Below are 7889 nucleotides of genomic sequence, written 5' to 3' on the forward strand. Positions count from 1 at the left end.
ACGGTCGGCGCGGTGCTCGCCGTCGGCGGGGCCGCGGTGGCCTCCGCCGGGGCGACCCGGACGGCGCCGACCGTGATCCTGGCCGGCCTGATCCTGGGCGAGCTGGGCCTGGTCTTCGCCACGCCGACGCTGGTCGGGTTGCTCGCCCGGCTGGGTCGGGCCCTTCCGCTGGCCCCCCGGATCGCGCTGCGCGACGCCAGCCGCAACCGGTCCTCGGCCGCCCCGGCGATCTCCGCGGTGATGGCCGCGGTCGCCGGCAGCGTCGCCATCGGGGTGTACCTGGCCAGCGAGGAGGCCCGCGACGCCGGGAGGTACGAGCCGCACCTGCCGTATGGCACTGTGCTGGTCACCGGAGGAGACCCGACGATCCCGAGCCGGCCACCGACGCTGGCGGACATCGCCGAGCCGGCCCGCACCCACCTGGGCGCCCGCACGGTGGCGCCGCTGGTGGAGGTCGCCTGCACGCCGGAGAGCGACCTGTGCGCCGTCAACCCGGTGCTGCCGCCCGAGCGGGCCTGCCCCTGGACGCCGGAGGAGAACCTGAGCGACTCGGCCCGTCGGCAGGCGCGTGCCGACTCCCGCTGCCGGGGCGGGCCCGAGGACCACTACGGCGCGTACTTCCAGGTGCTGGTGGACGACGGGGCGGCGCTGCCGATCCTCACCGGCGCGGACCCGGCCGACACCGCCGCCGCCACCGCCGTGCTGCGGGCCGGCGGGGCGGTGGTCACCGACCCGCGCTACCTGGTGGACGGGCGGCTGGGCCTCACGGTGACCCGCCCGGGCGACGATGCGGACGTCCGCTCCACCGGCGCGACCGTCACCGGGTACGCGCTGCGCAGCAACGTGGGAGTGGACCGGCTGCTGCTCTCCCCGCAGGCGGCCGACCGGCTCGGGCTGACCCTGCGCCCCGTCGGTTGGGCCGTCGCCGCCGACGGGCCGCCCGACCGGACGGGGCAGGACCGGTTCCTCGCCGCGCTGCGCCCGCACCGGATGCAGGTGGAGATGGCCTCCGCCGATGCGCCCGGCGGCAGCCGACCGGCGCTGCTCCTGCTCGCGGCCGCGTCCGGGGTGATCACGCTGGGGGCCGCCGGCACCGCCACCGGGCTGGCCGCGGCCGAGGGCCGGGCCGATTTGTCCACCCTGGCGGCGGTCGGCGCCGGCCCAGGGCTGCGCCGGCTCCTCTCGCTCTGCCAGGCCGGGGTGATCGCCGTGCTGGGCTCGGCGCTCGGCATCGTCGCCGGCCTCGGCTCCGCCCTGATCATCCTGACCGCCGTGAACCGCCGGTACGCCGGCACGTGGCCGATCCAGGAGCCCTACCCGCTGGTGGTCCCGTGGGCGACGCTCGGCGTGCTGGTGGTGGTGCCGTTGGTCGCGATGCTCGGCGCGGGGCTCTTCACCCGGTCCCGCCTGCCGGTCGAGCGCCGGCTGGACTGACGGCGGGGCCGAACGAGCCGCGCCGGCGCGGGAGGCGGGTCGGTGCCGGCGTCCCGCCCCGGCCGACGCCGGTGACGCCACGGCATCGGGGCGGTCCGGGGGTGCCGTCGCGGACCGGGAGCCGGCACACTGGTCTCCGTGTCCGTTCTGGGAACCCTCACCCGCCGTGTCGGTCACCACCGCTGGTTCGGCGCCGCCGCCCGCCTGCTCGTCCCCGCCGACCGGCTGGTGGGACGGCTCAGCCGGGGCCGGGTGGTCGCGCTGGGCCTCATTCCGTCGCTGGTCATCACCACCACCGGCCGCCGCTCCGGCAAACCCCGCAGCAATCCGCTGCTCTACGTGCCCGACGGCGACGCGTACGTGGTGATCGGCTCCAACTGGGGTCAGACCCACCAGCCCGGCTGGGCGATGAACCTGCTCGCCGAGCCGGCCGCCGAGGTCGACGTCAAGGGCCGCCGGCTCCGGGTGCGCGCCGAGGTCGCCACCGGCGCCGAGCGGGAGCGCCTCTGGCAGCTCCTGGTCACCGAGTGGCCGGCCTACCGGACGTACGTGCAGCGGGCCGGTGGCCGGGAGATCCGCATCTTCCGGCTGGTCCCGGCCGGCCCCGCCGAAGGCGCACCCGGCCAGGCGTGACGGCCTACCGAAGACGCTGCCGACCGGGCCTCGCCGCTGCGCGGAGGAAGACGCTGCCGAACCGGGCGTGACAGCCCCGCCGACCGCTCTGCACGTCGTCGGGAGGCGACGTGGGCCGGGGGACGCGCCGCGTCGGCCGGGCGCGGCGGGGCAAGGATGGGCCGGGTCGGCGTGATGTGCGCCAGGTAACAGTTTGAAAACTTCGCCCACAGACTTGACACGGAGGGGCCTTCAGTAAGAACTTTTACCACTAACAGTTAACACTCTTTTCCGAAAGGCGTCCGATGGTTGATCACGAGGTGGACACCTCCGCGGGGACCGCGGTGGTCGACGCCGACGCGTTCGACCGACGGAGCGCGCTCGGGGTCGCCTCCGACGGCGTGCTGGCCCGGGTCCGGGCCGGCGCGGGGGAGCTGACCGGGGCGCTGCGCCGCGTCGCCGAGCACGTGCTCAGCGACCCCGAGGCGGCCGCCCGCGCGACCATCGTCGAGCTGGGCGAACGCAGCGGCACCTCCCCGGCGACCATCACCCGGTTCTGCCGGGCGATGGGCTTCGAGGGCTACGCCGACCTGCGGCTGGGCATCGCCGCCGAGACCGGCCGGGCCCGCTCGGCGGGCTGGACGGTCGACATCGGCCGCGAGATCCAACCCGGCGACCCGCTGTCCCGGGTGCTCGACCAGATCATGGCCGCCGACACCCGGGCCATGCACGACACCGCCGCGCTGCTCGACCTCGCCGAGGTGGAGCGGGCCGCGGTGGCCATCGCCGGGGCGTCCCGGGTGAACATCTTCGGCGCCAGCGGCAGCGCGCTGGTCGGCGAGGAGATGCAGTTCAGCCTGCACCGCATCGGGGTGGCGGCCTGGGCCTGGAACGACGTGCACGAGGGGCTCGCCTCCGCCGCCCTGCTGCGCGCCGGCGACGTGGCGCTGGGCATTTCGCACACCGGCCAGACCCGGGAGACCATCGAGATGCTCGCCGAGGCCGGCAGCCGGGGCGCGACCACCGTCGCGCTGACCGGCTTCCCACGCTCGCCGCTGGCCGAGCTGGCCGACATCGTGCTACTCACCGCCAGCCAGGCCACCACCTTCCGCCCCGACGCGCTCTCCGCCCGGCACCCGCAGCTGGTCGTGCTCGACCTGCTCTACATCGCCGTCGCGCAGCGCACCCACGACCGCGCCCACGCGGCCTTCCAGCGCACCGCGCAGGCCGTCGACGGGCACAAGGCCGCGAAGGGGGCCACCGCATGATCAGCGCCCAGGGGTACGCCGAGGCGGTCCGTCCGGTGCTCGACCGGCTGCTCGACTCCGAGGCGGCCGGGATCACCGCCGCCGCCGACCTGATCGCCACCAGCCTCCGCTCCGGCGGCGTGCTCCAGGCGTTCGGCGCCGGGCACTCCGAGGCGTTCGCCGCGGAACTCGTCGCCCGGGCCGGCGGCCTGGTCCCCACCAACCGGCTCTCCATCCACGACCTGGTGCTGCACGGCGACGCCCCGCGCGACGTGCTCGCCGACCCGAAGCTGGAGCGCGACCCCACCATCGCCCACCAGATCTACGCGCTGGCGGCCCCACAGCCGCAGGACGTGTTCGTGGTGGCGTCCCAATCCGGCATCAACGGCTCGGTGGTCGAGCTGGCGGCGCTGGTCACCGGGCGCGGTCACAAGCTGATCGCGGTCACCTCGGTCGAGCACACCGCACGGGTCGCCCCACGGCACCCGTCCGGCCGGCGGCTCGCCGACCTCGCCGACGTCGTGCTGGACAACGGCGCGCCGTACGGCGACGCACTGCTGCCGCTCGAGGGCGGCGGCGCGGTCTGTGCGGTCTCCTCGGTCACCACGGCGCTGCTGGCGCAGCTGCTGACCGCAGAGGTCGTACGACGGTTCCACCAGGCCGGAGAGGTACCCCCTATCTACCTCTCCGCCAACGTCCCCGGTGGGGACGAGCACAACAACGCCCTCGAGTCGCGGTACGCCGGGCGCCTCCGGCGGACCGCCTGACCCGAACACCACAAGGAGAGACGACGATGTCGATTAACCCCGATGTGAGCCGCCGGACCCTGCTGCGCCGCGCGGCCGCCGCGGGCCTCCTGGCCGTCCCGGCCGCCGGCCTGCTCAGCGCGTGCGCCGGCAGCGAGCCCAGCCAGTCGAACGAGGCCGGCGGCACCAAGAACAAGGACAACCCGTTCGGCATCAAGGACGGCAGCGCCGTCAAGGTGGTCATCTTCAACGGCGGTCTCGGCGACGCGTGGGCCAAGGAAGACAAGGTGGTCTTCAACGCCAAGCACGCGAACGTCACGGTCAACATGAGCTCGACTCAGAAGATCAAGACCGAAGAACAGCCGAAGATGGCGACCCAGCCGAGCGACCTCGTGATGAACTCGGGCGCCGACATGATGGACATCAGCACCCTGGTCAACGAGGGTGCCATCGAGCCGCTGGACGACCTGCTCACCGCGCCGGCCTGGGACAGCGAGGGCACGGTCGCCGACACGCTGCTGCCGGGCACCGTCGAGGACGGCACGTTCCAGGGCAAGTTCTACGTGGTCAACGTGGCCTACACGGTCTGGGGCAACTGGTACAACGGCGCGCTGTTCAGCAAGGAGGGTTGGGAGGCGCCGAAGACCTTCGACGAGTTCTTCGCCCTCGCGCCGAAGATCAAGGCCAAGGGCATCGCCCCGTACGTGCACGACGCGGTGCACGGCTACTACCCGCGCTGGGCGCTGATGGCGACGATCTGGAAGTCCGCCGGCAAGCAGGCCGTCGTCGACATCGACAACCTCAAGGAGAACGCCTGGAAGGCGGACGGGGTCCTGCCGGCGCTGCAGGCGTGGGAAAAGCTGGTCAAGGACAAGCTGCTCCTGCCGGGCAAGCTCGACCACACCCAGTCGCAGCAGGCCTGGCTCGACGGCAAGGCGGCGTTCATCCAGGTCGGCACCTGGCTGAAGAACGAGATGTCGGCGACCATCCCGCCGGGCTTCGAGATGAAGCTGTCGGACTACTGGGGTCTGGGCGCCAGCGACAAGGCGCCGAAGGACGTCTTCGCCGGTGCCGGCGAGGGTCTCGTGGTGCCGAGCAAGGCCCCGAACAAGGCCGCGGCGAAGGAGTTCCTGCGGGCCGCGCTCTCCAAGTCGGGTTCGGCCAAGTTCGCCGAGCTGACCAAGTCGCTCGCCTCGACCAAGGGCTCGGGCGACAACGTCCAGGACACCTCGCTCACGACCGCCAACGAGCTGATGAAGAACGCCCCCAAGGACCTCATCAAGACCAAGTTCTTCGACTTCTACGCCGACCTGGACAAGGAGAGCCAGAACCTCTCCGAGGAGCTGATGGCCGGCCGGCTCACCGCGCAGCAGTTCGTCGACAAGATGCAGGCGGCCGCCGACAAGGTCGCCAAGGACTCGTCGATCAAGAAGCAGACCCGCACCGCCTGACGGCCGCGGTCAACCCCTGATCCGAACGAGGAAGTGAGTGGAATGCGGCACGGTGTCGCGCGCTTCGTCACGGGCTTCCTGGCCCTGCCCGTCGCGCTGTACCTCTTCTACGTGGTGTGGCCCTTCGCCCAGGCGGCCGGATACTCGCTGACCAGCTGGGGTGGCTACTCCGACAACCAGGAGTTCGTCGGGCTGGACAACTACGTCCGGCTGCTCTCCGACGAGCTGATCAGGAAGGCGTTCTGGCACAACGTGTTCTTCCTGGTCACCGTGCCGTTGTTCACGATCGGGCTGGCCCTGTTCCTCGCGTTCCTGCTCAACGTGGGCGGGCGCGAGGACAGGGCCGGCATCCGGGGTGTGTTCGGCTCCGGCGTCTACAAGGTGATCTTCTTCTTCCCGCAGGTCCTGTCGCTGGTCGTCATCTCCGTCATGTGGCAGCAGATCTACCGCTCCGACAGCCAGGGGCTGATCAACGGCCTGCTGATCAAGATCGGGCTGGTCGACGCCGACAACCCGATCGCCTTCACCGCCGACCCCGAGCCCTTCCTGGGCGTGCCCGCGGTGCTGTGGTGGCTGCTGCTGATCGCGGTGTGGAGCGGCGCCGGCTTCTACATGGTGCTCTTCTCCGCGGCGATGCAGTCGATCCCGAAGGACATCTACGAGGCGGCCATCCTCGACGGCGCGGGACGGTTCCACACGTTCTTCCGGGTCACCCTGCCGCTGCTGCGCGACACGATCTCCGTCGCGTGGGTCTACCTCGGCTTCATCGCCCTGGACATGTACGCCCTGGTCTTCGTCATGACGCCCAGCCAGGGCGGGCCGAACCACGCCAGCGAGATCTTCGCGTCGGTGCTCAACTTCACCGCGTTCCAGAAGGGCCAGTTCGGCTACGCCTGCGCGATGGGCGTGGCGCTGGCGATCTTCACGATCCTGCTGGCGGCGGCGCAGCTGAGGATCACCCGCCGTGAGCGGATCGAGTACTGAGGAGGCCTGGACGATGAGTACGGTGACACACACCTCCGGCGATCAGACCCGGCCCGACCAGGGCGCCGGGCGCCCGGCGGCCGACGGCCGCGCGCCGATCTCCGTGGGACGCGGCGTCGGCTCCCGGATCTTCAACGGCTTCTCGCACGCGTTCCTCGCCGTGTGGGCGGTGATGGTGATCTACCCGCTGGTGTGGGTGGTGATGTCGGCGCTCAAGAGCGACTCGGAGGTCATCCGGGAACCGCTGTCGCTGATCCCCGAGAGCCTGCGCTGGGAGAACTTCAGCCGGGCGTGGGGCGAGGGCCACCTGGGCGCGTTCTTCCTGAACACGCTCCTGGTGCTGATCGGCAGCGTCTTCCTGACCATGCTGCTCGGCTCGATGGCCGCGTACGTGCTGGCGCGCTACGAGTTCCCCGGCAACCGGGTGATCTACTTCATGTTCCTGTCCGGCCTGACGCTGCCGATCTATCTCGCCGCGGTGCCCCTGTTCAAGGGGGTCTACAACATGGGCGTCGTGTTCCCGCTGCTCGGCCCGAACAAGCACCTCATGCTGATCGTGGTCTACGTGGCCTGGTCGCTGTCGTTCACGATCTTCTTCATGCACTCGTTCTTCCGGACGCTGCCCAACACGATCGCCGAGGCGGCGATGGTCGACGGCGCGGGGCACTCGCGGCTGTTCTTCAGCGTGATGCTGCCGATGGCCAAGCCGGGCCTGATCAGCATCGGCATCTTCAACGTGCTCGGCCAGTGGAACCAGTGGTACCTGCCGACCCTGCTGATGCAGTCCGTCGCGGGAGAGCCCAAGAACCAGGTCATCTCCCAGGGCCTGATCGAGCTCTCCGTCAATCAGGGGTACAAGTCCGACTGGTCCGGCCTCTTCGCCGGAGTGACCATGGCGATGCTCCCGGTGCTCATCGTGTACATCGTCTTCCAGCGGCAGGTGCAGGCCGGCCTGACCGCCGGCGTCGGCAAGTAGCCCGCTCCACCGCGCCCAGCCTCACAAGAAAGAGTGGCCATTCCACGGGGGATGGCCACTCTTTCGTGCGTGAGGTGACCCCTACCGCAGAAGAGGCTCGGGGTGTGGTGCGGGAGTGTCGCAGGGGCGAGGCAGAATCGCATTCGTGCTGGTGGCGGTGGTGTCGGACGAGCGGGGCGGGGGTGAGCTGTGCCCGCTGGACGCCGCCGGGCGCCCGGCCGGCCCGGTCGAGCCGGTCACCGATCTCGCCACCGCCGTCGCGGCCCGGGAGGCCGCCGTCCACCCGCGCTGGGTCTGGGGCTCCGGGGCCGCGATCTACCCCGGGCTGCTGCGCGCCGGGGTCCGCGTCGAGCGCTGCCACGACGTGGAGCTGACCGAGGCGCTGCTGCTCGGCCACGCCGGCCGGTGGGGCGAGCCGCGCTCGCTCGCCGCGGCCTGG

At 71.6% G+C, this 7889-nt stretch carries 6 protein-coding genes and 2 pseudogenes; all 8 read left to right on the top strand.

Annotation, left to right across the window (positions count from 1 at the left end; translation table 11 throughout):
* Nucleotides 1-1434 (top strand): annotated as a pseudogene (locus NCC78_RS23840) (ABC transporter permease); the annotation flags it as partial.
* A gap of 138 nt (nt 1435-1572) precedes the next feature.
* Nucleotides 1573-2067 carry a nitroreductase family deazaflavin-dependent oxidoreductase gene (locus tag NCC78_RS23845; RefSeq protein ID WP_250797174.1) on the top strand — a complete coding sequence of 165 codons (495 nt, stop codon included), beginning with the start codon at nt 1573-1575 and terminating at the stop codon, nt 2065-2067.
* A gap of 284 nt (nt 2068-2351) precedes the next feature.
* Complete coding sequence (locus NCC78_RS23850) at nt 2352-3314, top strand: MurR/RpiR family transcriptional regulator (RefSeq protein WP_250797175.1); 963 nt, start codon at nt 2352-2354, stop codon at nt 3312-3314.
* Nucleotides 3311-4060 (top strand): sugar isomerase domain-containing protein, encoded by a 750-nt coding sequence (locus tag NCC78_RS23855; protein ID WP_250797176.1) that lies wholly within the window; start codon nt 3311-3313, stop codon nt 4058-4060. The genes NCC78_RS23850 and NCC78_RS23855 overlap by 4 nt, the downstream gene beginning before the upstream one ends.
* Nucleotides 4061-4086: 26 nt before the next feature.
* Nucleotides 4087-5490, top strand: a complete 1404-nt coding sequence (gene ngcE / locus NCC78_RS23860) for an N-acetylglucosamine/diacetylchitobiose ABC transporter substrate-binding protein (RefSeq protein ID WP_250797177.1) — start codon at nt 4087-4089, stop codon at nt 5488-5490.
* A 42-nt stretch (nt 5491-5532) separates the two neighbouring features.
* On the top strand, nt 5533-6474 hold the full coding sequence (locus NCC78_RS23865) for a carbohydrate ABC transporter permease (protein WP_250797179.1): 942 nt from the start codon (nt 5533-5535) through the stop codon (nt 6472-6474).
* Between the two features lie 13 nt (nt 6475-6487).
* A complete protein-coding gene (locus NCC78_RS23870; RefSeq protein ID WP_372495188.1) occupies nt 6488-7450 on the top strand; it encodes a carbohydrate ABC transporter permease in 963 nt (320 codons plus the stop codon).
* A 115-nt stretch (nt 7451-7565) separates the two neighbouring features.
* Nucleotides 7566-7889: pseudogene (locus tag NCC78_RS23875) on the top strand (bifunctional 3'-5' exonuclease/DNA polymerase); the annotation flags it as partial.

Source organism: Micromonospora phytophila (genome assembly GCF_023656545.1).
GTDB lineage: Bacteria > Actinomycetota > Actinomycetes > Mycobacteriales > Micromonosporaceae > Micromonospora > Micromonospora phytophila.